A 25,368-nucleotide genomic window follows, 5' to 3' on the forward strand; every position below is an offset into this window, starting at 1 on the left:
ATTTACATCGATTCCTAGCCAACGCTTACGTTAAGGCTTATGACATCGTCTTCTCCGCTTGCAGATTTTTTTCTGTCCTCAAAGAACTTTTTCGCTACCTGCGGGAAGAGTGCATATGAAAGTACATCCTCCTCGCTTTCATAGAGCCCCTCGATTTCTTTTTTAATGCTTTCCATACTTTCATCAATAAGGTCTGCCGGTCTTACTGTTATGACCTGTTCATCTCCTATTATCTTTTTCCTGATATCAGCGCTGATTTCAACTGGGGCTTTTCCGTAAAGACCTCTTACATAGTCCTTTATCTCTTTTGGAACAAGCTTGTATCTTTCTCCTGTAAGCACGTTGAATACAGCCTGGGTTCCGACCATCTGGCTTAAAGGAGTCACAAGCGGAGGGAATCCAAGATCCGCCCTTACCCTTGGAACCTCCGCAAGCACCTGCTCGTACTTGTCCTGAGCGTTTGAAGTCTGAAGCTGCGACAGAAGGTTTGAAAGCATCCCCCCGGGCACCTGATAACTAAGCGTCTTTGGCTCCGTATACAGCACTTTAATGTTTAGAGTTCCGTCCTGGACATACTTGTCCCTTATAGGCTTGAAGTAAGCTGCAGCCTGATTGAGCGCATCAGTATCCAATCCCGGATTTCTTTTCGTCTCCGAAAAAGCCATTGCCAATGGCTCAGTCGGAGGCTGCGATGTTCCTCCGGAAAGAGGCGAAATCGCAGTGTCTATTATGTCGACGCCGGCGTCGACTGCTCTCATGTATGCCATTGAAGCCACGCCGCTCGTGCAGTGATTGTGAAGCTCTATAGGCAGCTTTGTGCTCTCCTTGAGCCTCTTTACAAGATCGTAGGCATTTTGTGGCGTCAGTATGCCTGCCATGTCCTTTATGCAAATGGAGTCGGCTCCCATCTGCTCCATTTCCTTTACCTTATCTACATAGTAATCCAGCGTGTGAACTATGCTTGTAGTATATGATATTGCGCACTGGCAGTGTCCTCCCTCTCTCTTAATGACCTTCATGGAGGTTTCGAGATTTCTTACGTCGTTTAGCGCATCAAAGAGCCTTATTATATCTATTCCGTTTTCTATTGATTTTGATATGAACCTGTCTACAACTTCATCCGAGTAGTGCCTGTAGCCAAGAAGGTTTTGGCCCCTTAGAAGCATCTGGAGCTTAGTGTTTTTTACCCTCTTTCTTATCTCCCTCAGCCTAGTCCAGGGGTCCTCATTTAGGAATCTAAGACATGAGTCAAAGGTTGCGCCTCCCCACACCTCCATGGAGTGGTACCCTACGCTGTCCATGGTTTCAAGAATCGGCAGAATCTCATCAAGCCTCAGCCTTGTGGCCATAAGCGACTGATGGCCGTCTCGCAGGCCGGTTTCAGTTATCTTGAGTTTTCCCACAGTATCATCCTCCTTTTTTACATGTTTATGCGTTGATCGCATTTTCGATCCTTTCTAGGCCTTCCCTTATGTTCTCCAGAGAAGTCGCATACGAAAGCCTTACGTACCCTTCGGTTCCAAAGCCTATTCCAGGCACCACGGCAACCTTTGCGCTGTCCAGGAGATAGTTTGCAAAATCCATTGAATTTTCTATCTTTACGCCGCCTATTTCTCTTCCCATCAAATTCCTTATGTTCATCATGACATAGAATGCTCCTGCAGGCTTTGTGCATGAGATTCCGTCAATGCAGTTTATCCTGTCAGCCATGAAATTCCTTCTCTCGTCAAATGCCTTTATCATGTCTCCAAGCGTATCCTGCTCTCCTCTAAGCGCTTCAAGGCTTGCATACTGGGCAATCGTGTTTGGATTTGATGTCGCATGGCTTTGAATATTGGCCATTACGCCCGTTATCTGCGCATTCGCTGCTGTATAGCCTATCCTCCAGCCCGTCATCGCATAGCACTTTGAAACGCCATTCACTACTATAGTAAGATCCTTTATTTTCTCTCCAAGGGAAGCTATGCTTATATGCTCTCCCTCATATATAAGCTTTTCATATATCTCATCAGAAATTACATATATGTTTTTCTCAGCAGCTATGTCGGCTATCTCCTGAAGCTCATCTTTTGTGTACACAGCTCCCGTAGGATTGCTAGGACTGTTGAGTATTATCGCCTTAGTCCTCTCATTAATGGCAGACTTGAGATCTTCCATGGAATACTTGAATCCGTTTTCTTCAACCGCTTCCACAAACACAGGAACTGCATCTGCCATCTTTACCAGCTCTGGATAGCTAACCCAATATGGAAGAGGAACTATGACCTCATCCCCCGGATTGCATATCGCCTGGAGTGCATTCGATAGCGAATGCTTCGCCCCGCAGGATACTACAATGTTATTTGGGGAATATGTAAGATTGTTGTCGTTTTTTAGCTTTTCGCATATCGCATCCTTGAGCTCAGGCAGTCCCGATGCTGCAGTGTACCCAAGGCTTCCCGACTCGATTACGCTTATTGCGGCATTTCTTATATTTTCAGGTGTTCTAAAGTCAGGCTCCCCTGCTCCAAAGCTTATTACGTCCTCCCCGCTTGCCTTCATGCTCTTCGCCTTCGCGGTTATTGCAAGTGTTACCGAAGGCGCTATGCTCATGTTTTTTACTGACAGTTTCTTGTTCATTTTGTTCCTCCTCATAATTATGATTTTCAATGTGATAAACCATTTATTTATACCTTGATTTTAACAATCCTCCCAATTTAAATACATGGCTAATGTTAGGTGTTTTGTGGTTATTTGCTTATATTATTTTTTATATTTCGGCATTTTCACGTTTATTCGTTGCTTGTCGCTCTGTCGGCTTATTTTTAATAAGTAGGATTTTGTAGGTTTTTGTATGCGGGTTCGATTATATTTTTCATTGATTTTTCATAAATATGAAAAAAAGACCCAACGGGTCTTTTTCTCATATTTATGTTAAACAGGTAAGGCTTGCTTATGATGCATATTCAGCAGTCATTTTTTCTTCTATGGCATTTTCAGTAGCTGCTACAACCACCGCAGCTGATGTGTCTCCTATTACGTTTACACATGTTCTTGCCATGTCAAGAACTCTGTCTATTCCGGCTATAAGCGCAACTCCTTCAAGAGGAAGCCCAACTGACTGAAGTACAAGCGATAGCATTATAAGTCCGGCTCCCGGAACACCAGCAGTTCCTATGGAACCCAGTGTCGCTGTAAGAACTATGGTTCCCATCTGTGCCAGCGTAAGATCTATTCCGTAGACCTGAGCCACGAACAGTGCGCACACTCCCTGATAGAGAGCCGTTCCGTCCATGTTTATTGTGGCTCCCAGAGGAAGCACGAAGCTTGCAACCTTGTCCGAAACACCCAGGTTATCCTTTACAGCCTTTATGCTCACAGGAAGCGTGCCAGAGCTGCTTGTTGTGCTGAACGCTGTAAGAGCGGCAGGCATTATCCCTTTGAAGAATCTTAGGGGATTTACTCTTCCTATGAATGTAACAGCCGATGAGTAAATCAGTATTGCATGTGCCGCACAGCCTATATAAACGGCTGCAATTACTTTTATCAGAGGAAGCAGCACTGCAGGTCCGTTTTGCGCAACAACAGGAGTAATGAGTCCGAACACTCCGTATGGGGCAAGCTCCATAATGAAGGCTGTTATCTTGTACATTATCTCAGCAAGGCTTTCAAAGAAATCTACAAAAGGCTTTCCTTTTCCCTCTGGAAGAGCAGTAACCCCTATGCCAAGAAAAAGCGCGAACGCTATAATCTGGAGCATATTGCCTTCTACAAGCCCAAGCATAGGATTGCTAGGTATTATATTCAGCAGCGTATCAACAAGGGATGGCGCTTCGCCTGCAGCAGATGCTGCGGCTTCGGCAGGTATGCTGAGCCCCGCTCCCGGATTGAACAGCTTTCCGCATGCAAGTCCGATTGTAACAGCAAATGCAGTCGTAAGCATGTAGTACGTCATAGTCTTTCCGCCTATCCTTCCGAGCGTCTTCACATCACCGATGCTTGCCGCTCCGACAATAAGCGAAGAAAGAACAAGAGGAACTATTACCATCTTGATCATGTTGATGAAAAGCTTGCCGACAGGCTGTATGAATGTCGTGGCTATCTCCGGGTTGTTTCCAAGAGCCAAGCCCGCCGCCACACCTGCCACAAGTCCCAAAAGTATCTTGGTTGTCAAACTCATTTTTTTACCTTTCATACTTCTTTCCTCCTTTTAACATGACAATTTTCCCGGGGACGGAATTTTGAAAATCCAAAATATTGAATAGCTAGATTATTCCGCATCTTTTGCATTCAAGCATTCCATCCCTCTGTTCTAGATTATGTACATGTTAACGTATTCCCTACAAATTAGTACTCAATAAATTTAAAACAGACACGAGAGATTTTTTAATCATCTGAATATTCAGCTGACATTGTTGTATTTTCTATTGTTTGAATGTATGTACAAAGATTAATTCATATATGTATTTCAGCCGAAAAAAACCGGCTTGAAAATCAAGCCGGTTCCTATTCGTCCATTACTGCCATTAGTATTCCCTCAATGAATTTTTTTGCGTTTATCTTGCCTCCATATGACGATTTTCCTCTCAGTAAGTCCATTTCTCTTCTGACTTCTCCAAAATCGAAAAGCGTTGAAGCGTATTTTACAAAAATGTCATTATAGTAGTCTTCTATTCCGAGGTTGGCTATATTAGAAAGAGCGCTTTTTACCGCACGCCTTATTCTTTGCTCTATTGCGCTTTTGTTTACCTCTCCCGTTTCTTCGCTTTCATATTTAGTCTTAAGATGCGAATAGGCGTCCGAAAGCTTGTAATTATACTGTGATCCCTGTTTGCCGCAGCCCATTTCCTCAAGCCATGCGACTATTTCTATTATGTCGGTGCAGCCTGCTTCTCCGAGTATACCAAGCTGGGCTAGCACCTTTTTGACCCTGTCTCTTACGCTGTAGTCTTCGTTCTCTTTCTTATGCCCTTTGCTTTTAAGGAACTCCATACCTTTTATTGCGTTTTCAAATGACTTTATGACGTTTGACATCCTTAGCTTTTCCTTTACGCTCTCTACTACCGACACTACTTCCACGACATTTATAGGCTTGCTTATATAGAACTCTATGCCGTCCATATAGGCTTTAGATATGAGCTCCTTTGAATCGACCTGGGATATCATTATAAACATGCTCTCGCATCCGTACTCTTTAAGCTTTGCAACCATGCTCGCCCCATCCATTCCCGGCATCAGAAGGTCTACAAGCACTATATCGGGCTTTAGCACCATTATTTTTTCAAGCGCCTCGCTGCCATCGCTCGATACTCCAAGGAGGCTTCCCAGATTCTTGTCCCTGATTATATTCGTCAATATCTTCTGTATTACCTTGTCATCGTCGACAATATAAAAGCTAGCATTCATCTGATTTTTGCCCCCTATTCTCTACAGCCTCTCTTGGCAGCTTAAGCTCAAAAACAGTGCATATTCCGTCCTTTTTCCTATGGACCTCCACCTGGCCATTGAAATGGTTTATCACTATTTCATTGACATGTGCAAGTCCTATTCCAGTTGACATTTTTCCCGTTGCCGGATCGTATTTCGTTGAAAACCCAGGCTCAAACAATACCTCCATATTCCCCTCATCTATGCCGCATCCGTCGTCCTCTACTCTCAACACGAAGAATATTGAATCTGCATGCTCGCTAACAGTTATTTTACCCTTTTCCTCTATCGCATCTATGGCATTTGTTATGAGATTATTCAGTACAGATATTATTGGATAAAATTCGCAGGTTGTGAAATCCTCATGACAGCTGAACTCAATCTGTATTTCTTTTCCCTTTTGTGCGACTATTTTCCGAGTGTTTTCCTTCATTATTTCAAATATCTCCGAAATGTTCATTGAGGAGCTCTTGTTTTTCTCAGAAAGCACATTCTCCATGCCGTCCACCACCCTGTAATAGTCCTTTTTTATCTCGTGTATGTTTTTTGCCACTGTAAGGGCCTCTTCCTTCATTTCGCCCGCTCCAAGCTCTCTGTAGAGTCTGTAGCTCCTGCGCATCGTGTCTTCTATATCGTTCATTGACTTTCTGAGAAAAAAAAGCTCCGACTTGAGGCTGGATATGAAAAGCATCATCTCCCTGTATCGCTCTTCCTTTTTTTCCCTGTCATATCTGTTTTTGTAGTAAATTGAATATGTGTAGAATGCATATGTCAGAACGGATCTTATAAGGCCTATTACAATTATTTCATATACTGCATGCGAGAAATCGAATTGATTTGATGTGCTCCGATATGAGATTTCCGCTATGTTGCCCGCGCTGTCGCAAAACCACAGCGAAATAATAAAGAGCAGGGGATTGTCCGCCTTTTCCCTAATCCTGAAGAGCTCAAATAAAATTCCGAAAAGTATGTAGAATATTGCCACCGGGAAAAAATTTGCAAACAGATCCTCAAAAGGGACCGCCCGGCTTAGTGATACGTATTCTACAAAAGCTCTGAAAAACGGCATAGCCAAGGCCACAATGAAGCTGACGGCTATTGCTGAAACCTGCCTGAAATACAGCAGAAGTATCGAAAGAGTCATCACAGCCATTGAAATCCTGAACCAGCCAGTCACGGGCGAAAGGTACAGCTGCCCCATAAAAACTGTTACCGCAGCCGCCATTGCAGTTTGCTCGATTTTTTCCCTTTTCCACATATCACTAAGCCTCCGTTGCCTTATGATTAAATTGTATAGCAAAAAAACACAATCGGTCCATATTTCAAATAAATCATTTCAGCCTTTTAGCATTAATAAATAATGCAAAGCAAGTCTAATTCTTTTAATTTTAATTCCGGCTTGCATTCGGGTTGTTTTTCACGCTTCATTTAATATTTCCGCTGCTGCCATTTGCAATGGTTTCACCTCTGACAGTCAATAAAGTTCCTATTTTCCCTCTGCCCTTTATGACAAATCCCTTATCCTGCAGCTTATCAAGCCTGTTCCTGATTTGGTGGCTTGTAATGTATATGCCCTGTTTTTTAACATACTCGCTTATTTTGTCCCTGCCGACAACTTCGCCTCTTGACTTCAAAACGTATATAGCCTGAAGTATCAAAAGTTCCTGCGAGCTCAAAAGCTTCTGTTCCATGCTTGAGTCGCATACTGCGGCTTGCCCTCTCACAAAATAATGATTTTCAGGCATTTCATCCGCCGTAAGCACATTTTCTTTCCTCACAGCCAGCATATATGAAATTGTGTTTTTAAGCTCCCTTATGTTGCCATGCCAGTCCTGCTGGACAAGTCTTTCAATCACGTCGTCAAAAACACTTATGCAGTCTGAGGTGTCAGTCTTTACAAAGTGCCTTACAAGCTCCTCTATGTCTTCCTTCCTGCTTCTTAGTGGAGGTATCTTTACATGGCCTATCTTGAGCCTGTAATAAAGATCTTCCCTGAATTTTTTTTCACTTACCATCTGGACCAGATTTCTGTTCGTGGCTGCTATAATTCTTACATCTACAGAATTTATCTTTCTGGCGCCAATCCTCATTACCTCCTTTTCCTGAAGAACTCTCAGAAGACGCGCTTGCACCTTGATCGAAATGTCGCCTATCTCATCCAGGAATATGGTCCCGCCGTCTGCCTGCTCAAAAAGGCCTGCCTTTCCTCCCTTTAGCGCCCCTGTAAATGCACCTTCCTCATAGCCAAAGAGCTCGCTTTCAATGAGCTCATCGGGAAGAGCGCTGAAGTTGACCGCAAGAAACGGCCCCGCCGCCCTGTCTGATGAGTTGTGGATGGCGCTTGCAAAAAGCTCCTTTCCAGTTCCGCTTTCACCCTCTATCAGTATTGTCAGATCACTGCCGGCGAGTCTTGCACAGATTTCCTTTGTCCTGTTTATCTGGGCTGAGCTTCCGATTATATCGTCAAATGTATATTTGGCATAGAAGCCCTTGTTTACGAGCTCCCTCTTTATCTTTTCATTTTCTTCAATCGCCTGTCTTGCACTCCTTATTATGGCTATGAAAGAATTGTTTTTCGTCAGAAATATTTTATTGACCACCATTTCAAAGCCGTCCATGCTTATGACTTCTGTTTTTTGCGTTTCAGGGCTCATGAGAATCTCTGCGAGCTTTTTGCTGCACACCACGTCCTTTATATGCCTGTCAATAACCTTATATCCGCTTGAAATCTGAAGCATTTTTTTTAGGTTTTCATTGAATACTCTTACAACGCCTTTATGGTCGTACACAAGTATACCATCGTTAAAACCGTCAATGACAATGTTGAGGTCTTCGTACAGCAGCCCTATTTCCTGTGTAGACCTTGCAAGCCTTTTCGCCACGTTTGTCAGCTTTACAAGATATTTGTCAGAAAATCTTCCAGCCCTTTCGTCCAGGGCATCCAGCCTGTTTAGCACCTCTGCTATTGTGGGAAAGTCTATTATCCTTATTCCTATATCATAGACTTCCTTCATTCCAGGCGGGACCTTATCCATCTCCCCTGCTGTTATACATACATCTATGCCCCCGGGAATTTCCCCGGAGCCCGGATAGCATGGAATGTAGTTTATATGATCTATTCCAAGCCTTTTGAGCGTATTAATGCTCTCAAATGTCGTCTTCTTGGAATCGTTTACGAATAATACGTTTGTCCCCTTTGGAATAAGCACTATTTTGTCTACAAAATCATAATTGATTGTTCTTCTGGCAACCACGACTTCAGTAGCGCTCTCGAGCACAAAACTCCCTTCAAGCTGGCTGCGCATAGTCTCGCTTGAAAGCACAAGCAGCTGCCCTGCTTCAAAATTGTCGAGTCCCTTTTCCATGGAATAGCCCTTTATTTCTGCGATGTCTGATATGTACTCGCCCAACTGTCCTTCAAGATAAATCCTTGCCAGTTCAGTCAGCGCTATCAGCGAAACCCGTTTTTTCAATATCTTCCCTCCCCAATGCCTAATGGTGTTGCAAGCTCCCAATGGCGCTTTTATTCCCCCATTATATCACCATATGGAACCCAAACAGATTAGATTTATGATTTTCAGCAAGTATGCTGCGCCCTTTCAATTCTTTTTTTTTCGCAGACGTTCATTTTTTTTACTCCCAATCCCAGTCATGTCAACGTCTATAAGTGCAATTTTCGATCATCATATAAATTCCTATTCCGCCAAACCCACTTTGGTATATTTCTTGCTTTATGAGTATTCAAACACGGCATGAACCTACGCCGCCAAATCAAAAGGGGGAATGGAAAATGAGCAAAACACTAGGCATTCTTGGTGGAATGGGTCCTATGGCGACAGTCACACTTTTTAAAAAGGTGATATCTATGACTAGAGCAAACTGTGACCAGGAGCATATTCACCAGATAATAGACAGCAACACTCAAATACCAGACAGAACCTCATACATATTGGGCAAAGGCGAAGATCCGGCTCCCTATCTTGTGGAGTCTGCGTTGCGACTTGAAAAAATGGGTGCAGATTTTATAATAATGCCGTGCAATACGGCTCATTACTTCTATGAGAGAATAACACAAAGCATAGGTATCCCGCTTTTAAACATGGTCGAATTGACAGCCGAATTTTCTTTTGATACTTGCGGCAGCAACGCGAAAGTGGGCCTGCTTGCCACAGATGGAACGTGCAGCTCCGGAGTATACGACAAATATTTTGAACTTCAAAATACGGAGCTTGTTAAACCTGACCCTGATTTTCAAAGGCTTATAATGGATTTCATATACGGAATTAAGAAGGGTTCTGATGCGGATATCGACAAGCTAATCAATGCAGTTCAGAATCTCAGGGACAAGGGCGCCCAGACATTCATACTTGGCTGCACAGAGCTTTCATTCGCCAAGGACGAGTATAGCTTGAAGGGCAATTTCATAGATCCTTTAAATGTAATAGCCCAAAGAGCAGTCGAATTCGCCTTAGGATAGAAACCCCTATATACTTATTGGCGACCACCTGCATAAAAAAGAGGGATTACAACTAAAATGTAATTCCCTCTTTCCACAAAACAAGTATTATTTATTGTTTATCAGCATTATGCCTGCATAACAAAGAAATAGTATCCGTAGTATCCGCTGTACTTCCTGAACATATCAATCTCAACAAGGCCATTGTCCAGCAGCTCTATTGCCTCAGGCTGGTCTGTGTATTTCTTCTTGAGCTGTCCTATGCGCTCTTCGAGGGGCCCGTAATAGTTCTTCCACCACGCAGATTCCGGTATCATAAAGCAATCCAGCAGCTTGTATCCGAGCTTTTCAACTATCGCCTTGTTTATGCTGAGGGTATTCATTTCCGGGGCTTCCCTCTCCCAAAAATGTCTTATTTCATCGGGTAATTCGTCCATATCATCGCATGACCAGCACATGTCAGATACCACGATGTATCCTCCATCTTTGAGGAGCTTCCTCCATTCCATAAGACCGTTCTCAAAACCCATTATATAAATGGCCGCCTCAGCCCAAATGATGTCAAAGCTTGCATTTGCAAAGCCCATGTTAAACATTGATCCATTTATAATGTCAATCTTTTCGAGTACGCCGGCATGTTTCGCCCTGCGTTTTAGCTCATTGAGAAACATCTGATTTATATCAAGCGCCGTTATCCTTCCGTTTATCTTTCTTGCCAGCTCAATTGTTTGTTCTCCCGGTCCGCAGCCTATATCAAGTACATGTAGCCCTCTGGGCAAAAAACCGAGCACGGAAATCGCCCTCCTGGTCTCCTCGTTGTCTCCGGGTCCTTCTCGCGGGAGGTTCATGAACATTTCTTCTGTTATTATGTCGCTCATCCTGTCATCCATAATTCCACCTCCAAAAACTGCAGTTTCATTTATATTTAATACCCAAATTCCGGCGCTTCACTACCATATGTGTATATTGCAGCATATAATTCGAAAAATATCCGAACTTTCATCCCAACATTGAAATTTCTAGCACGTATTCCGAATGTCAATCTTACGATATTCGGAAATTCTATCGCAATTTGAAAACTTCAAAAAGTAATATGTATACAGTATATCTTATAAAATATAGAATTTTCGGTCTGGGTTTTGGTATATAATAAAAATATGGATACTAAATCACTTTCACACAAAAAACTGGGACAAAGAAAAAACATGCCCGATATAATCGCCGAAGCACTCAGGGAAGCCATACTCAACGGGGAGCTAAAGGGAGGAGAATCGCTAAAGCAGGAAGAAATAGCCGGCATTTTCAACGCCAGCATGATACCCGTAAGAGAAGCTCTACGTAGGCTCGAAGCGCAAGGGCTCGTGAAAATTTTCCCAAACAAAGGTGCTATAGTGAGCGCGCTGTCGGCTGACGAAGTCCGTGAGCTATTCGAGATAAGAATACTTCTCGAAAAAGGAGCTTTGGAGTTCGCGATAGACAACCTCACAGATGAGGATTTAACATACGCCGAATCAATACTCACGCAGATGGACTGCATCACGGACGGAAGCACACTCAGCCAGCTGAACTGGAAATTCCACTTCACCATATACAAGGCCAGCGGAAGAATGAGGCTCATGGAACTCATCGAAAACATGCATCTCAATGTGGAACGCTACATGAGAATATATCTGCTTGATATGCACTACCACCCAACTTCTCAGGAAGAACACTACAAGCTGCTCGAGGCATGTAAAGTAAAGGACAGCACAACGGCATGCTCTCTCCTGCAGAATCATATGGAAAAAGCGTGCAACCTGCTTGCAGAGTTTTTGTCGTCACAAACCAATTAAAAATTAATCAGGAGGTTTATGTAATGAATTCTGAGAGAATCGAAAAGATAAGGCAGGAATACCTGAATACAAGGCCTGCCATATGCGTTGAAAGAACGATAGCCTTCACCGAGTCCCACAAGCAAACCGAGGGTCAGCCGCTTATACTAAGGAGGGCCAAGGCCTTCAATCATCTTTGCAATACGCTGCCTACGACTATATTCGAAGGCGAGCTCGTCGTCGGAACGCCCGGAATATATAAACGCTCAGGTTTCATATGCCCTGAGTTCTCGTGGAAATGGGTCGAGGAGGAGATGGACTCCTTCGAATCCAGAAGCCAGGACCCTTACACTATAGGCGACGAGCAAAAAGCTATACTTAAAAACGACATATTCCACTACTGGAAAGGCAAATCACTCGAAGAGACATTCCTTGCAAGACTTCCGGAAGAAACGGCAAGAATAGGTGTTGACACCGGAATAATAGACAACGACTCGAAATGGCGAAGCGCAGTAGGCGAGATAACTCCTGACTACCAGGACATAATATTCGTAAAGGGTTTTGCAGGCATTAAACAGGAGGCGCTTGAAAAGCTTGAAGGCATAGAGCCTATTTCGAACGAAAACATAGACAAAATAAACTTCTACAAGGCGGCAGTGGAATCATGCGATGCCATAGTGACTCTTGCCAACCGCTTCTCAAAAACGGCTCTAGACATGGCAGCCCGGGAAAATGAAACTCAAAGAAAAATAGAGCTGCTCGAGATATCCAGGATATGCTCTGTAGTTCCCGAAAATCCACCGCAAACCTTCCACGAAGCGCTACAGACTGTGTGGTTTGTCCAGCTCGGCTCTATACTTTCGGAAAACTCGCTTGCGCTGAATCTCGGCAGATTCGACCAGTACATCTATCCTTTCTACAAGAAGGATTTCGAAAGCGGAAGGATTACAAGGGAGCAGGCCCTTGAGCTCATAGAGTGCCTGTGGCTGAAGCTCTCAGAATGGGCATGGGCCATATCTAAAAATACGGCCCAGTACTTTGCAGGCTACAATGCATTCCAGAACCTGACAGTAGGTGGAAGAACACGTGACGGCAGAGACGCCACAAATGAAGTGTCGTACCTCTGTCTGGAAGCCACCAGAAACGTCAAGACCCACCAGCCAGGCCTTAGCGTGAGGATACACGCTGACTCACCGGATGAATTCCTTATGGCTGTATGCGAGCTTGTAAAGGAGGGCACGGGCTTCCCTGCAATACACAACGACAGGGCCGGCTACGAAATGCTTCTCAATGCAGGCCTCTCGCCAGAGGATGCGCGCGACTGGAGCAACTGCGGCTGCGTGGTGCCACACTTCAGGAAAGTCGGGGAATGGACATCGGCAGTAAACGTCAATCTGCCTGCGGCTTTCGAATACGCTACAAACAGGGGCAGGAGCAGGATTACAGGAGAGCTCATGGGGCTTGATGAGGTTTCGCCCAATGCTTTCGCCAGCTTTGAGGATGTCAAGCAGGCCTTCTACAAGCAGCTTGCCAATCTTGTAAAGCACTCTGTAATAGCTTCCGTTGTTGCCCAGAAGGTCCATACCGAGATAGTCCCAAGGCCGTACCTCTCGCTGCTTGTGGACGGCTGCATGGAAAAAGGCCTGGATCTCAGCCGCGGCGGAGCACTCTACAACGTGGGTCCTGTGCTTACAGGCATAGGCATAGCCAACGCCGCAAACTCGCTTGCGGCCATAAAAAGACTCGTGTTCGACCAGAAAGCCGTAAGCATGTCTCAGCTGTGCTCGGCTCTTGATGCAGATTGGAATGGCTTTGAGGACCTTAGAAAAACGGCCCTTGAATGCCCTAAATACGGCAATGACGATGACTATGTGGATTCGCTTGTTGTCGAAATATCCGACTTCTACAACAGGGAGATCAAAAAGTACAAGGACATATTCGGTTCGCCTTTCAACTCGGCTTTCATGGGGATATCCAACTATATCCCTACAGGCAGCATAATAGGCGCTACACCTGACGGCAGGATGGCTAAGGCTCCGCTTACAGAAGGAGTGTCTCCTCATGCAGGAACAGACATAACAAGCCCAACGGCGGCAATGCGCTCCGCGGCTAAAATAAACCACGACGTGCATTCCGGCGGAACTCTGCTCAACATCAAACTTTCGCCTGAGCTTCTTTCGTCACAGAGAAACCTCAAAAACCTGGCGGCTCTCATAAGGGCTTACTTCTCGCTTGGAGCGTTCCACGTCCAGTTCAATGTGATTTCAAGGGAGACACTTCTAGCTGCGCAGGCCAAGCCTGAGGAGTACAAGGACCTCCTGGTCAGGGTTGCCGGCTACAGCACACAGTTCGTAAACCTGTCAAAGCAGATGCAGGATGCGATAATAGCCAGAACGACATACGAGGAAATATAACACTGACCTGTCAGGCGGGGCTTTGGCTCCGCCTCATTCAACATATCTAAAGGACGGTATTATAATGACAAACAGGGAAAGCTTAGAAAAAACCGAAGGCATAATATTCGAAATGCAGCGCTGGTCACTTCACGACGGTGATGGCATAAGAAGCACAATATTCATGAAGGGCTGCCCCCTAAGATGCAAGTGGTGCCACAATCCGGAGTCATGGCGGATTAAGCCTGAAATACTGTTTTTCAAGGAAAAGTGCACAGGCTGCGGGAAATGCGCACAGATATGCCCCACAGGCGCAGCTTCGCAGTCCGGCGACAAGGCAAGCTTCGAGAGGTCAGAGTGCATAATGTGTCTTGAGTGTCTCAACTCTTGCCAAAGCAAGGCCTTGAAGCTATACGGAAATAAAATCACAGCCGGCGAGCTTTTCCAAAAAATCAAGCGTGACTCCGTCTTCTACAGGGAATCGGGGGGCGGAGTGACCTTTTCGGGCGGCGAACCCACTATGCAGCCTAAATTCCTGGATGCCATGGTGAGACTGTGCGCATCTGCCGGAATAGACACAGCAATCGAAACGTGCGCCTATTTTGAATGGGAAAAACTCAAGGATACAATTGAGCTGATAGATTTTGTTTTCATCGACTTAAAGCACATGGACAACCAGGCGCACAAGGAGCTAACCGGTGCTCCAAACTGCGGAATACTCAAAAACATAGTCAGGATATCCGACATGAATAAGAAACCAGTAATAAGGATTCCTCTCATGGCAGGCGTAAACGACGGCGATAATCTAAGGGCGACTCTTGATTTCATATCAAAGAATGTCAACGCTGCAGGTGTCGAGCTTCTGCCCTACCACAGCTTCGGCGAAAGCAAGTACCCGGCTCTGGGCCTTGAATACAGCCACGCCTTCAAGACGCCGTCTGCGCAGGCCCTGCAGGAGGGGAGAGAGCTTATAAAATCGTTCGGACTCAGTGTAATAGATTACAAATAGCACAGTGCCGCATCCCTTTATATTATGGGTGCGGCACTTATTTTTTTACATAAAAGCATTTTCCTATGAATGGTATTCCCGGTCTGGTTCCCGAGCCACTACAACACAATTCCTGCCACCGTGCTTTGCACGGTAAAGCGCTTCGTCCACACGAGCATACCAACTGCTGAATGCTTCCGATTCGGCACGTTCTGCCACACCTATGCTGGCTGTTTGTTTTCCCATTGTCGGGTGCATATGAATTTCTATGGCGGAACGAATTTTTTCGGATGCTGCCACAGCTCCCTCTATAGAAGTTTTAGGCATGAGTACAATAAACTCTTCTCCTCCGAACCTGGCCAAGATGTCTGATTTGCGCAAGGTTCTCTCTATGGTTTGTGCCGTTGATTTCAACAGCTCGTCTCCCGCTGGGTGTCCCCATGTGTCATTTACCTGCTTGAATTGATCCAAATCTATTAGCGCTATAGAAATCGCCTCGCCAGTAATATCAGCCATGCCAGTCTGCTGAGCTATGATTGATTCAAAGAAGTGTCTGTTGTAAAGACTCGTCAACTCGTCCTTTGTCGCGCTCATGCGCAAGCGTTCCTCTAGCACGCGCTTCTCAGTCACATCCCTGGCTGAAGAATAAATATATTTCCCGCTACCTATTTGAGCATGCCACTCGATATATCTTTCCGAACCGTCTTTGCATCTGCATCTTGCAGTAAATGCGGAAACCGTCTTATTTTCAAGCAGCTCCCTGTAAACATTCAACATGAACATTGTATCATCCTTATGTACCAGAGACAAAATGCTTCTACCTTCAAGTTCCTCCGTATTGTAACCTAAAATTTCTTCAAATCTCTTGTTCACCTTGTGGAATTTTCCGTCTGTGTCGACAACACAAAGCATGTCCAGATTTATATTAAGGAATTCGGCTATCTCTCTTTCCTGCTCGTATTCCTTCGTTATATCCCTAAAGGACACTACAACGCCTGACAGTTCTCCAGCATCAGAGATTATTCCAGCTGCGCTGCCCAATATGTAGCTTTCAGAGCCATCTCTGGAAATCAAGCTTATATACCTGTCTGATCGAATGTTTTTGCCCGTTTCCAGCACATGGGCTACAGGATTATACCTTCGTTCTCTAGTCTCGATATTTATATTGTTGTACACCTCATGAAAGTCCCTGCCTAAGGCTTCCTCTTTCGTCCAGCCTGTGTATTTTTCTGCAACTGCGTTCATCAGCGTTATTCTCCCGGCCTTGTCGGCAACAATAATGCCCTCTGCAATCGAAAAAAACGTAGTTTCAAGGAGCTCCTTTTCTCTTTTGAGCAGCTCTTCGCTTTTTTTACGCTTTTCAATTTGATTCATTGATATAATCAAAAATACACTTATCAGCAGAATCGGCAAGGCTGAAGCGGCAGCTTTTCCTGCGACAAGCCACATAGGAACAATATAGAACAGCTTCCAGGGCGCTTCACTAAAACTCGCTAAATATATGTAATAGCCGTCCAATATTTGCACTTCATTTAATTTCAATTTCTTAAGTTTTTCAAAGTCCTTTGCCGGGATTTTCATCAACGCGTCCAATTCACTATCAGAGACATTGGAAATTCTGCTATGGCTGACTGACAGAATAGAGTTAGTATCTTCAATCAAATAGCCTTCATAGTCTGAAGCTATTATTTTAGCCAGCCAGGCTGTAGTCAAGTCAAGGGAAACAACTCCCTTGAAATTATCCTTGTCGTATATTGGCGCTGACAATGTAATCATGGTCCCTTTTCCTGCCTCGTCTATATAGGCGGGTGACCATACAATTCTGCGAAACGGATTATGGAGCGGATTCGCGATTTTATAGAATTCAACTGTTTTTAATTTTTCTAAAAACGTGAAATCCTTTGACGAAATCCAGGGATACATGTTAACGAAATTATTCTCGCTGGTGTAGTAAAGCCATGCAACTTCAGGGAATTTTTCATAGTGGCTGCCGAAAAACTTATTGTACTGAAGGGCCAGGTTCAGCTCATCCCTGACCTTGCCGCTCTCGGGAATTTCCCCCAAACCTGTAATGTTTCCAACAGCTTTTTCTTGAGGAGTTCCTTCTGCAGCATCCATGCTGAAGCTGTCGCTCTTCGGATCATATTTCAAAAGTCCATAAAACTCGGAATCTGAACTCGAGCCATGTTCGAAAAAGGTATTGCCGTGTATCATCATGCTTTTAATGAAATTGCTGCTCATTCTTATGTGCTCCCTGAGGAGGAATTCCTTGGACATCGCCGTGTTTTCAAATTCGTCTATAAGCGAATTATATTTGCTGTAATAAGATATGCTTACAACGACTACGCTAAGCAACAGTGCAATAATCTTATAGGCCTTTTTAATGTTAACACCTCCCCCACTTCCTTCTTCTTATTTTAAGCCGTCTACTTTTTAATGTCTACACTGCATTTGTGAATTTTGCATAATTTTCATATAATTTGCATTAGAAAATATGGACTAAAGTCATGCTGCCATGACAGTCTGACCTAAAAAGCAAAAAATATTTTCAACTCATCATAATATACAAGGCAATGTCTGCTGCAAATATGATAATCGGATTTTCAAGGCCTACATTTGGATATAAATATACTATGCGGATACCGATACTGAATTAAACTTCAAACATTACCATACAGGAGGTCGTTTTTATGAATAAAATAATCAAAAGAAGCTGGCAAAACTTTCTATTGGCCCTAGCGCTTGTGCTCGGATTTGCCATGCTGCCCGCCAAAGAGTCCTTTGCCGCCAGCGACATAAGACTTGTAATTGACGGCATGGAAATTTCAGGCTCGCCTTCTCCTTTCATAGAAAGCGGCAGGACACTTGTGCCGGTGAGACTTGTGTCTGAACAGCTTGGAGCGCAGGTAATGTGGAACGGACAAGATAGGACTGTCAGCATCACAAAAGGCAGCCGCTCGGTGCTTCTCAGAATCGACAGCCGCCTCGTGGCGTACGGCGGCGGCGGAACCGAATCCTACAACCTAACTGATGTGTCTCCAAAGATCGTAGGCGATAGGACATTCGTTCCCCTTCGCCTTGTAAGCAACGCCCTCGGCGTTGGCATAAAATGGGACAATGCCAGCAGGACTGTCTTTGTGGATTCCTCTGTGACGTCCGCTATTGAACCTTTCTTTGATATGAAAATATCGTCGCTATTTCCAAATGAGACGATTACAGGATCAGCCGTGCTGAAATCCGAATTTCAAAGCGAAATCCCCTCAGGCGCCACGATAAAATATCTCCTCATTGACCCCGCTACGGCAAGAGGCATAGTCATTGCTCAAGGTAATCAGATTGGCGGAGAATACAAATATCTGCCCAACCTAAGCGATAAAGGTAAGCGAGTCATGGTGACCGCCGTTTACGACGCTAACGGACACTTCTTATCAGGCGATGCCGTTCCGGTGCAGCTTGCCGTCGTTCCGTCCGTCTCCCTTACGGGAATCGAGGAGGGCCAGACCATAAGCGATAGCGTTTCGCTCGGCGCAAAGACCAATTTTTCGGCTGCATATGTCACCTACGAGATAACAAGCCGAAACGGAAGCAAAATATTTGCCACAGAAGAGTCGGACCCCTACGGCCAGTACAAGTGGACGCCTATGCTGGAGGACAACGGCGATGTTTCATTCAAGGTGACGGCTTACGACCACAGCGGAAATGCCTACTCCAGCCCTTCTGTTGCAACAAGCGCAAGCATCTATCCTGACTCTGCCGTAAAGGCCAGGGCACAAGTGGAGCGCAGGCTTGAGCTAAGAGGCGTAAAGCCGGGCGACGCTGTAGACAAGCCCGTCACGCTCTGGGCGGACAGGAACTTCGATGTCAGCCGGACAGACTACATCCTGCGGGATATGAATACCGGAGCGGAGCAAATCCTGAAATCTACAGGCTACGAAAGCTTCAAGTGGTTCCCGGGACCGGAGCTTAAGGGCGGCTGGGAGCTTATGGTGCGTGTGACAGATACAAGGGGGGCTTCATATGAAAGCATGCCTATAAATGTCAGTGTTCCGGGGACGCCAAAACTTCTATTGAGCGGCGTTGGACCTAATCAAGTCATAACAGGCCAGGTGAAACTGAAAGTCCAGAGCAATGTCGCGCTTGACAGCATAAGCTTTGCCCTGGTAAATCCAACTACAGGCACACGCATGGTCATAGCAGGCGGAATTGACGCCCTGGCCGAATACTCATATACGCCAGCCTCCGTAGATGGCGGCTCGTGGAATATGGAGGCCACAGGCACATACGATTCAGGCAAGGCAATCACGAGTGAAATGGTTCCGCTCACCGTGTATACAGGCAAAATCTATACGCCGGTGCCTATAATTGAAAAGGACAAATTCCTCGGCATGGCGTCCCAAATGGGACAAAACTCTCAGCAAATGACCGGAATGTCGGCGGCTCTTCAGACAGCCCAGGCTATACTCGAGACAGGCTGGGGACAGAGCGTTCCCGTCGACAAGTATACAGGTCAGCTCTCTTACAATCTCTTCGGGATAAAGGGCACAGGCCCTGCGGGCTCCGTTACATCCAATACGTGGGAGGAGTACAACGGCACGACCTACAGAATAGATGCGGAGTTCAGGGCTTACAAAAATGCAAGCGAGGGCTGGAATGACCATAAAAGCTTCTTGCTAGGCGGCGCAAGATATGAACAGTTCCGCACAGTTATGCACGACAGCATCCAAGGCGCATGGGCCTTGAAAAGAGCCGGCTACGCTACGGATTCAAAGTATCCTCTGAAGCTTATGGACATCATAAAGCGCTACAATCTGCAAAAGCTCGATGAGACCGGCATATAGCCATTCTTCCCGTTTCTTGGAAATAATAATTTTTGCAGAATACCTTCTAAATATATTGGGTAACTATACCCTAGAATCTAATAAGCAATAATATTCACATATGTGAATTCATAATCGCAACGTATTTATGTTTTAAATAATCGAGGGAGGTTGGTTGTATGGGCGTAAATATAACAAAAATGGAAGATATTCATGGTGACTACATCGAGATTGAATACAAGGGCCAGACCATGCGCTTTGGCTATGAAATAGCAGAGGACGGCGAGATAATGAGCGACCGGGTTGTAGCTGCAAATGAGCACGCCATAGACCTTGTGATCAAAAATACGGACAAGTTCGACTGGGACGGCATATTCGCTATGCACGGCCATGAAGCAATAAAGCTCATAGAGCAGACTCTAAAAGAGCTCGGCTTTTCAGAGGTATGCTTCTTCACTAAAAAGTAATATGCATACTGCAATATACAAACCCGACCAATAGCTTCTCTGTGGCTCTTTTGCCGGTGATATAAGGATTTTTGACAAAAAAGATATATAAAAAGCAAAAGGGTAAATCCAGTGTAGGCGGATTTTCCCTTTTGCTTTTTTTGTTTGCCAAGGCTTTATTCGCTGTAAATTATAGTTCCGCTTTTACCCACAAGTGCTTCCTTAGCCTTTTCCAATGAAGCTATTACAGCCTTTCTTCCTTTTTTTGATTCAGCGAATCTTATTGCCGCCTCGACCTTTGGAAGCATGCTCCCTGGCGCAAACTGATTTTCAGCTATATACTTGTACGCCATTGATGTTGACATCTGCTCCAAGTTTTCCTGGTTTGGCTTGCCAAAGTTTACGGCAACCCTGTCCACAGCCGTCAATATGAACAGGTAGTCTGCATCTATAATCTCTGCAACCTTCTCGCTCGCATAATCCTTGTCTATTACAGCCGGGACTCCCTTTAACACGTTCCCTTCTGATACCACCGGGATTCCGCCGCCACCCACCGTTATTACTATGTTTCCGGAATCAAGAAGCGTCCTTATTGTATCTTTTTCTATTACGTCCACAGGCATCGGCGAAGGCACAACCCGCCTCCAGCCTCTTCCCGAATCTTCCTCCATCTTGTACCCTTTTTTTATTTCCATCTCCCTGGCGTCAATTTCAGTATAGAATGCACCTATTGGTTTTGTAGGGTTCTTGAATGCAGGATCGTCCCTATCTACAAGCACCTGAGTTACAACCGTGGCCACAGGTTTTTTTATTCTTCTTTCAACAAGCTCCTCCCTTATTGCATTCTGAAGGTGGAATCCGATGTAGCCCTGACTCATGGCGCCGCATTCAGGGAACGGCATATGGCAACTATCCGATTCCGCCGCGATGCTGCTTTCAAAAGCAAGATTGATCATGCCGACCTGCGGACCGTTTCCATGAGCCAATACAAGCTCATGGCCCTGCTCGATAAGATCTGCTATCGGCTTTGCTGCCTGCCTTAAAAGCATCAGCTGTTCCTGTGCGCTGTTTCCAAGCGCATTTCCTCCAAGGGCTATAACTATCCTGCTCACTACGACACCCCCTTATCTATTTCCTCTGAAATTCTTAAAAGTGCCTTTTCAAAACATTCCTGAGGCGGATGCACAAGCCCCGCTCCCACCTGGCCAATTCCCGCAACCTTGTGGGCCATACCAGTGTTGATTATAGGAAGTATTCCCGTTTGGACAACCTTTATCACATCTATGCCTATGGCCGTTCCCCTGAAATCAAGAGTAGGTATTGAGTAGGTTGAATTTTCATTTTCCGTTATTTCATACATCTGAAGGCTGTAGTTTATGGCGTCTTCCACGCTGCCTCCCACAAACTGGACTATCGCCGGAGCGCCTCCCATCGCGAAGCCTCCTATCCCCATAGTTTCAGTAATGGCGCTGTCTCCTATATCCGGACTCGCATCATCTTCCCTGAAGCCTGGGAACATAAGTCCCTTTACCATGTTGGCCGGAGCAGTTAACCATTCATTTTCTCCTAAACCACTGACTCTTATGCCGAAATCGACGCCGTTTCTGGCCATAGTTGTAACTATAGTAGATCTCTCTATACCGTGCCCTGCATCAAGCGAGGCCTTGCAGGAAGGCATTGAAAGGTTAAGGAAATAATGCTCGTTTTCCCTTATAAAGCGCAAAACGCGCTTTGTGACCTCCAGATCCACTCCAGCTTCAATGAACAAAGGCGCTATTTCCCTGAAGAAAAGGCTTGTAGCTGCCTTGTTCCTGTTGTGGCACTCGTCGCCCATATGCACAGACTGAGCTATTATTGACTTAAGATCAATTCCGCTAGTCATTTTAAGAGCATTTTGAAGCGCAGGCATAAATTCTTCTTCAATCCACTTTAGTCTTTTTATTACATCATCATTGAACGCTCCATATCTTAAAACCTTGCCAAGACCTTCGTTTACAGTGCAGTACGCATAGTTGCCGTGTGTCTTGTTGTAAATAACGTGTACCGGCATTGACGGTGAAACTATACCGGCCATAGGACCTACTGCGCCGTATTCATGACATGGCGCAAATCTGATCTGACCTGAACCTGCCAGCCTTCTTGCATCATCCTCTCCCGATGCCTTTCCTTCATAAATGAGGGCGCCTATGACTGCTCCTTGCATAGGCCCTGACATTCTTTCCCATTCTATCGGAGGTCCCGAATGCAATATTGTGTTTTCAGTCATACCTGAAATTGCATTTATGGCCTTGTCTATACCTACAAGCAGCGGATGCGATTGCTTTATTCTCTCGACAGCCTCCTTATTTGCCCTAGCAACAGCATCATTGCCTGATAATTTGTCCATCGCCTCTATAAGCTCAGGCTTACCGCCTGCAGGCGGCCTCCAATCCACCTGTATTACCTCAACTCCCTGGAGCTCCAGATCCTTTTTGAAATTCGATGTTCCAATATTTATAACCTTAAGTTCATTTGTAAAAAGACTGCTATATGTGTTCATCCTTTACCTCCTGATTAAGCGAGTATTTTCGCAGCTATTTCCGCGGCCTGCACATTGCTTCCAGCAATAATTACACCTTCGGCCTCAAGCATGCTCATTTGCTTTTCATAATCCTGAATGTCCTCTTTAGTTCCGCATATATATCCTACAAAAGCCAAGTGCCTTCCCTCACGGACCGCCGCTTCTTTTGCATTCTTAATTGCCGGAATAGTTATTCCCACTGGGTCCTCATGCGAACCGTATCCTAGCTCGAAGTCAAGGAGTATGACCCCTATGCTGCCGTCATTAGCCTGCTCTGCAATTTTCTCGAGCCTTAAAGCCGGATCAATCATCGGATGGGGCTTGCCGACAGTGAACTCATCATCGCCAAGGTCAAGAAGCACATTGCCCTCAAGGCATCTTATGTCGCTGAGCTTCTCTTCTTCTTTTTTAGCTACATTACTTTTTATATTGCCAAGCTTTCCTCTTAGCACATGCAGCGCCTCGGCACACATTGTTCCTCCGCAGAAAAGGCCTCTGAGGAACTTTTGCTCCGCTTTGAGCTTTGCTTTCTCGTCTGACGCAGCCTTCTCCAGCCTTGCAGAATCATTATATACATCAACGCCTATGCCTGAAAGTTCAACTGCCTTTGCAGCTGCGTCTTCAAGGCTGTTTGCAAACACAGCCCCTGCTTTTTCAGCCTCTGATGCTTCCCCTTCTATGAAACATACGACTACCGGCTTTTCTAGGCCTTTGACCACTTCCATTATTTCCAGCTCGACAGCCTTCGCCGGCGGCTTCGACACCAGAACAATGACACTCGTTGACTCGTCCTGTGAAAGAGCCTTTATTCCCTGCAGCATCATTATCCCGCCAATATCCTGATGAAGGTCCCTGCCGCCTGTCCCTATGGCCTGTGATACCCCGCCTCCGAGTCTGTCTATTTGAACCATTACCTCCTGAAGCCCGGTTCCTGATGCTCCAACAAGTCCTATCCCGCCTCTTCTTACTTTGTTTGCAAAACAAAGCCCTGTATTGTTTATCGCGGCAGTTCCGCAGTCCGGCCCCATAACAAAAAGACCCTTTTCCTTTGCGAACTCCTTTAGCGTACGTTCCTGCTCTATACTCATATTGTCGCTGAATATCATGACGTTCAGACCGTTTTCAAGTGCCATTTTGGCTTCTCTTGCAGCATATTCTCCAGGTACTGAAATCACTGCCATATTGGCATCAGACATCCTCTTAATCGCAGACGACAGTGTCTTTGGAGCTTGCTCCTCCCTTTTTTTCTTTTTGCCTCCCTTTGATGAGAGAAGCTCATTTGCAAGCTCAACCGCTCCATCATACTGCTCCTGTGAAACCGCCTTTATTGCTATTATTAGATCGTTGTCGCCGCTTTCCTCCACCTCGTCTGTAGACATGCCTATGTTAGATAGAAGCTCCTTGTTCATCTTCGTCGCCATTGAAACTACGGCTTCTTCCACTCCGTCCGCCCCAAGCAGCTTGCTCGAGAGTGACATGAGAGTTACCGAATCGTAGTACTCATTTTTTCTTACAATAGTTTTCGATATCATCTATAGACCTCCATTTCCCAAAATATTCAGGCCGTACTCAAGACCTGCAATAACTCCCGACGACAAGTCAGCCCCTGATGTTGAGCCTATGGAGAGCACTTTGTCTATGCAAAGGTTCAGCTCCTGCTTGTCCCTGCGCAGGATTGCGCCTATGAAGCTAGCTATGCTCTCTCGGTACTTGCCCTCCAGGCTTGCGTTTATCATTGTCCTGCTTATATCTGTAGTAGATATGACACTCCTTTTAAGCACACTCTTTATTCTTTCAAGAGCCGCCTTTGCTCTTTCATCTTTTATTACTCCCAGGGCCGATATGAATCCCGATATGAAATCATCCCCAGAAGGAGTAAGGCCATTTCCAAGACCGACCAGCGGAATTATATCCTTCTCAAGTTCACTGCCGCCGCTCTTTAGACTAGCTATTAAATTGCTAATTCTCCTGTCAAGCTCTCTTTCCATGAGAACTGCTTTATATAATTCTACTCCTGCAATACCCTTTATGTGGTAGTAACTGCACCCGCCTCTGATTTGAGAATCGATTAAACGTCTCCTGTACAGATCAATATTATCCCTGAATTGCTTTATGTCTATTTCATCAACTCTAATATTTATTTTCTGGGGCTGCCAGATTCTACACATATCAAATTTTATGGAAATGGCATTTCCTATATTAAGGCTATTGTTTTTAATAATAACTTCATCATTCAATTTTATTTCACATTCATGGAGATTATCATTGTCTTTAAAATCCACGCGCGCAGCATATGGACCGTTATCCAAGTTTTTATCAAGTATTGAGTACATCTGCCCATTGCTATCTGTAAAGTTCACCACTCTCTTGAACAGGCTGTGAACTCTTCCGGCAATCTCATTCTGACCCTTGCCGTATGCATCAACCATATTCGCAAAGCCATCATCAAAAGAAATGGCATAAAAAGATTTTTCCATATGAATTCCGCCTC

General features: G+C 45.1%; 18 protein-coding genes. 6 read left to right on the forward strand and 12 right to left on the reverse strand.

Features of this window, described 5'->3' with window-relative positions:
* Window positions 1-14 precede the first annotated feature (14 nt).
* The 6 genes from EAL2_RS14275 to EAL2_RS14300 form a co-directional block, all read right to left on the reverse strand.
* Window positions 15-1,403, reverse strand: a complete 1,389-nt coding sequence (locus EAL2_RS14275; RefSeq protein WP_025437031.1) for an oxaloacetate decarboxylase subunit alpha — start codon at window positions 1,401-1,403, stop codon at window positions 15-17.
* Between the two features lie 25 nt (window positions 1,404-1,428).
* Window positions 1,429-2,619: a pyridoxal phosphate-dependent aminotransferase gene (locus EAL2_RS14280; RefSeq protein ID WP_025437032.1), complete on the reverse strand. Its 1,191-nt coding sequence runs from the start codon at window positions 2,617-2,619 to the stop codon at window positions 1,429-1,431.
* Window positions 2,620-2,932: 313 nt separating this feature from the next.
* Entirely contained in the window at window positions 2,933-4,159 is a 1,227-nt protein-coding gene (locus tag EAL2_RS14285; RefSeq protein ID WP_025437033.1) for a dicarboxylate/amino acid:cation symporter, read from the reverse strand.
* Between the two features lie 326 nt (window positions 4,160-4,485).
* Entirely contained in the window at window positions 4,486-5,385 is a 900-nt protein-coding gene (locus tag EAL2_RS14290; RefSeq protein WP_025437034.1) for a DNA-binding domain-containing protein, read from the reverse strand.
* Complete coding sequence (locus EAL2_RS14295; protein ID WP_025437035.1) at window positions 5,375-6,664, reverse strand: sensor histidine kinase; 1,290 nt, start codon at window positions 6,662-6,664, stop codon at window positions 5,375-5,377. The genes EAL2_RS14290 and EAL2_RS14295 overlap by 11 nt, the downstream gene beginning before the upstream one ends.
* 166 nt (window positions 6,665-6,830) lie before the next feature.
* Window positions 6,831-8,879 carry a sigma-54 interaction domain-containing protein gene (locus tag EAL2_RS14300; RefSeq protein ID WP_025437036.1) on the reverse strand — a complete coding sequence of 683 codons (2,049 nt, stop codon included), beginning with the start codon at window positions 8,877-8,879 and terminating at the stop codon, window positions 6,831-6,833.
* 317 nt (window positions 8,880-9,196) lie between these two features.
* On the opposite strand from EAL2_RS14300, the gene cuyB reads away from it, so the two are divergent.
* Complete coding sequence (cuyB, locus tag EAL2_RS14305; RefSeq protein WP_041693232.1) at window positions 9,197-9,883, forward strand: cysteate racemase; 687 nt, start codon at window positions 9,197-9,199, stop codon at window positions 9,881-9,883.
* A gap of 107 nt (window positions 9,884-9,990) precedes the next feature.
* Here the strand turns inward: cuyB and EAL2_RS14310 are convergent, their stop codons facing one another.
* On the reverse strand, window positions 9,991-10,752 hold the full coding sequence (locus EAL2_RS14310; RefSeq protein WP_051489287.1) for a class I SAM-dependent methyltransferase: 762 nt from the start codon (window positions 10,750-10,752) through the stop codon (window positions 9,991-9,993).
* A gap of 267 nt (window positions 10,753-11,019) precedes the next feature.
* On the opposite strand from EAL2_RS14310, the gene EAL2_RS14315 reads away from it, so the two are divergent.
* The 3 genes from EAL2_RS14315 (at window position 11,020) to EAL2_RS14325 (ending at window position 15,075) form a co-directional block, all read left to right on the forward strand.
* Window positions 11,020-11,694 carry a GntR family transcriptional regulator gene (locus EAL2_RS14315; RefSeq protein ID WP_025437038.1) on the forward strand — a complete coding sequence of 225 codons (675 nt, stop codon included), beginning with the start codon at window positions 11,020-11,022 and terminating at the stop codon, window positions 11,692-11,694.
* A 23-nt stretch (window positions 11,695-11,717) separates the two neighbouring features.
* On the forward strand, window positions 11,718-14,087 hold the full coding sequence (locus tag EAL2_RS14320; RefSeq protein ID WP_025437039.1) for a glycyl radical protein: 2,370 nt from the start codon (window positions 11,718-11,720) through the stop codon (window positions 14,085-14,087).
* A 64-nt stretch (window positions 14,088-14,151) separates the two neighbouring features.
* Window positions 14,152-15,075 (forward strand): glycyl-radical enzyme activating protein, encoded by a 924-nt coding sequence (locus tag EAL2_RS14325; protein WP_041693321.1) that lies wholly within the window; start codon window positions 14,152-14,154, stop codon window positions 15,073-15,075.
* A gap of 63 nt (window positions 15,076-15,138) precedes the next feature.
* Here the strand turns inward: EAL2_RS14325 and EAL2_RS14990 are convergent, their stop codons facing one another.
* Entirely contained in the window at window positions 15,139-17,409 is a 2,271-nt protein-coding gene (locus EAL2_RS14990; RefSeq protein ID WP_025437041.1) for a diguanylate cyclase, read from the reverse strand.
* A 335-nt stretch (window positions 17,410-17,744) separates the two neighbouring features.
* Here EAL2_RS14990 and EAL2_RS14995 point away from each other — a divergent pair, with 335 nt between their 5' ends.
* Together EAL2_RS14995 and EAL2_RS14340 are read left to right on the forward strand one after the other, a co-directional pair.
* The gene (locus EAL2_RS14995; protein WP_051489289.1) at window positions 17,745-19,892 is read left to right on the forward strand and encodes a stalk domain-containing protein; all 2,148 of its coding nucleotides are present in this window, start codon (window positions 17,745-17,747) and stop codon (window positions 19,890-19,892) included.
* A gap of 158 nt (window positions 19,893-20,050) precedes the next feature.
* Entirely contained in the window at window positions 20,051-20,338 is a 288-nt protein-coding gene (locus tag EAL2_RS14340; protein WP_025437043.1) for a hypothetical protein, read from the forward strand.
* Window positions 20,339-20,493: 155 nt separating this feature from the next.
* On the opposite strand, the gene arcC is transcribed toward EAL2_RS14340, so the two are convergent.
* The 4 genes from arcC to EAL2_RS14360 are packed head-to-tail and all read right to left on the reverse strand — an operon-like array spanning window position 20,494 to window position 25,354.
* The gene (arcC, locus tag EAL2_RS14345) at window positions 20,494-21,429 is read right to left on the reverse strand and encodes a carbamate kinase (protein WP_025437044.1); all 936 of its coding nucleotides are present in this window, start codon (window positions 21,427-21,429) and stop codon (window positions 20,494-20,496) included.
* Window positions 21,429-22,856, reverse strand: coding sequence for a YlbE family protein (locus EAL2_RS14350; protein ID WP_025437045.1), 1,428 nt, complete (start codon window positions 22,854-22,856; stop codon window positions 21,429-21,431). Before EAL2_RS14350 ends, arcC begins: the two co-directional genes overlap by 1 nt.
* Window positions 22,857-22,870: 14 nt before the next feature.
* Window positions 22,871-24,409 carry an acyl-CoA synthetase FdrA gene (gene fdrA / locus EAL2_RS14355; RefSeq protein ID WP_025437046.1) on the reverse strand — a complete coding sequence of 513 codons (1,539 nt, stop codon included), beginning with the start codon at window positions 24,407-24,409 and terminating at the stop codon, window positions 22,871-22,873.
* Window positions 24,410-25,354: a DUF2877 domain-containing protein gene (locus EAL2_RS14360; RefSeq protein WP_025437047.1), complete on the reverse strand. Its 945-nt coding sequence runs from the start codon at window positions 25,352-25,354 to the stop codon at window positions 24,410-24,412.
* Window positions 25,355-25,368 lie beyond the last annotated feature (14 nt).

It is taken from the genome of Peptoclostridium acidaminophilum DSM 3953 (assembly GCF_000597865.1).
Taxonomy (GTDB): Bacteria; Bacillota; Clostridia; order Peptostreptococcales; family Peptostreptococcaceae; genus Peptoclostridium_A; species Peptoclostridium_A acidaminophilum.

Excerpts from the sequence above, each read along its gene's own strand:
- EAL2_RS14285 (WP_025437033.1), bottom strand. The coding sequence starts at position 4,159 with ATGAGTTTGACAACCAAGATACTTTTGGGACTTGTGGCAGGTGTGGCG.
- EAL2_RS14350 (WP_025437045.1), bottom strand. The coding sequence starts at position 22,856 with ATGAACACATATAGCAGTCTTTTTACAAATGAACTTAAGGTTATAAAT.
- EAL2_RS14315 (WP_025437038.1), top strand. The coding sequence starts at position 11,020 with ATGGATACTAAATCACTTTCACACAAAAAACTGGGACAAAGAAAAAAC.
- EAL2_RS14320 (WP_025437039.1), top strand. The coding sequence starts at position 11,718 with ATGAATTCTGAGAGAATCGAAAAGATAAGGCAGGAATACCTGAATACA.
- EAL2_RS14360 (WP_025437047.1), bottom strand. The coding sequence starts at position 25,354 with ATGGAAAAATCTTTTTATGCCATTTCTTTTGATGATGGCTTTGCGAAT.
- fdrA (WP_025437046.1), bottom strand. The coding sequence starts at position 24,409 with ATGATATCGAAAACTATTGTAAGAAAAAATGAGTACTACGATTCGGTA.
- EAL2_RS14295 (WP_025437035.1), bottom strand. The coding sequence starts at position 6,664 with ATGTGGAAAAGGGAAAAAATCGAGCAAACTGCAATGGCGGCTGCGGTA.
- EAL2_RS14310 (WP_051489287.1), bottom strand. The coding sequence starts at position 10,752 with ATGGATGACAGGATGAGCGACATAATAACAGAAGAAATGTTCATGAAC.
- EAL2_RS14340 (WP_025437043.1), top strand. The coding sequence starts at position 20,051 with ATGGGCGTAAATATAACAAAAATGGAAGATATTCATGGTGACTACATC.
- EAL2_RS14290 (WP_025437034.1), bottom strand. The coding sequence starts at position 5,385 with ATGAATGCTAGCTTTTATATTGTCGACGATGACAAGGTAATACAGAAG.
- cuyB (WP_041693232.1), top strand. The coding sequence starts at position 9,197 with ATGAGCAAAACACTAGGCATTCTTGGTGGAATGGGTCCTATGGCGACA.
- EAL2_RS14325 (WP_041693321.1), top strand. The coding sequence starts at position 14,152 with ATGACAAACAGGGAAAGCTTAGAAAAAACCGAAGGCATAATATTCGAA.
- EAL2_RS14995 (WP_051489289.1), top strand. The coding sequence starts at position 17,745 with ATGAATAAAATAATCAAAAGAAGCTGGCAAAACTTTCTATTGGCCCTA.
- EAL2_RS14280 (WP_025437032.1), bottom strand. The coding sequence starts at position 2,619 with ATGAACAAGAAACTGTCAGTAAAAAACATGAGCATAGCGCCTTCGGTA.